This window comes from Actinosynnema sp. NPDC002837 (assembly GCF_040295345.1).
In the GTDB taxonomy this organism is placed as follows: domain Bacteria; phylum Actinomycetota; class Actinomycetes; order Mycobacteriales; family Pseudonocardiaceae; genus Actinosynnema.
This window is the reverse complement of the sequence record NZ_JBEOVG010000212.1, coordinates 1-1,453: the sequence shown is the minus strand read 5'-3', so window position 1 is coordinate 1,453 and position 1,453 is coordinate 1. Positions and strand designations below refer to the sequence as shown.

The window sequence follows — 1,453 nt, the reverse complement described above, 5'->3', positions numbered from 1 at the left end:
ATACCGCTGTTGTATGTGGCCCATTCGGCCGTGCCCCCGGGAGCCGCCTCAGGCCCGACTATCGCGAACACGGACTTGTGAAACAGGCGCTAGCCCCGGATGGTGTCGATGACCAGTGGTGTGGTCGGGGGTGGGTTGTCGCCGATCTCGTAGCCGGTGGAGAGGGATTCCAGGGCGGCGGGGATGGCGTCGGGGGTGTCGGTGTGCAGTTCGAGCAGTGGTTGGTCCTTGGCGATCCGGTCGCCTGGTTTGGCCAGGCAGAGGATGCCGGCGCCCGCTTGGACCGGGTCTTCCTTGCGGGCGCGGCCGGCGCCCAGGCGCCAGGCGGCGACGCCCACCGCGTAGGCGTCGAGGGTGGTCAGGTAGCCGTCGGACGGGGCGGTGACGACGTGCTTGTGGCGGCCGGTCGGTAGTGGGGCGTCCGGGTCGCCGCCTTGGGCCCTGATCATCCTCGCCCAGGTCTCGTAGGCCTCGCCGGAGGCGAGGACGTCGCGGGGGGAGGCGGAGATGCCGGCTCGGGAGAGCATTTCCTCGGCCAGGGCGACGGTCAGGTCGACGACGTCGGAGGGGCCGTTGCCCTGGAGGACTTCGATCGACTCGGCGACTTCCACGGCGTTGCCGACGGCGCGGCCCAGGGGGACCGACATGTCGGTGAGGAGCGCGGAGACGCGCAGGCCGTGGTCGACGCCGATCGAGACCAGGGCCGTGGCCAGTGCGCGGGCCTGGTCGAGGGACTTCATGAACGCGCCGGAGCCCACCTTGACGTCCAGGACCAGTGCTTCCGCGCCCTCGGCGATCTTCTTCGACATGATCGACGAGGCGATCAGCGGGATCGCCTCGACGGTTCCGGTCACGTCGCGCAGGGCGTAGAGCTTCTTGTCGGCCGGGGCGAGGCCGGAGGTGGCGGCGCAGATGACGGCGCCCACGGAGCGCAGTTGTGCGACGACCTCGTCCACGGAGAGCTGCGCGCGCCAGCCGGGGATGGCTTCGAGCTTGTCCAGCGTGCCACCGGTGTGGCCGAGGCCGCGGCCGGAGAGTTGGGGCACGGCGGCGCCGCAGGCGGCCACGAGGGGCGCCAGGGGCAGGGTGATCTTGTCGCCGACGCCGCCGGTGGAGTGCTTGTCGACGGTGGGGCGGCCGACGTCGAGGGTCAGCCGGTCGCCCGACTCGATCATGGCGTGGGTCCAGCGGGCGGTTTCGGCCGGGTCCATGCCGTTCAGGAAGATCGCCATGGCCAGGGCCGACATCTGCTCGTCGGCCACGTGCCCGCGGGTGTAGGCGTCGACGACCCAGTCGATCTGGTCGTCGGTCAGGCGGGCGCCGTCGCGCTTGGCCCGGATCACGTCCACGGCGGTGTGGGTCACTAGTGCACCCTCTTCCGTGCGGGCGCCTGGGTGGCGCTTGTGGTAGGAACCAGGCGGAAGTCGGGGTGACGGCCCGGTGTGGCCGCCCT

General features: G+C 71.2%; 1 protein-coding gene. It reads right to left on the bottom strand.

All coding sequences use genetic code 11. The annotated features are described in order from the left end of the window. Positions 1-89 precede the first annotated feature (89 nt). Complete coding sequence (locus ABTZ99_RS44945) at positions 90-1,364, bottom strand: thymidine phosphorylase (protein ID WP_498786927.1); 1,275 nt, start codon at positions 1,362-1,364, stop codon at positions 90-92. Positions 1,365-1,453: the final 89 nt, after the last annotated feature.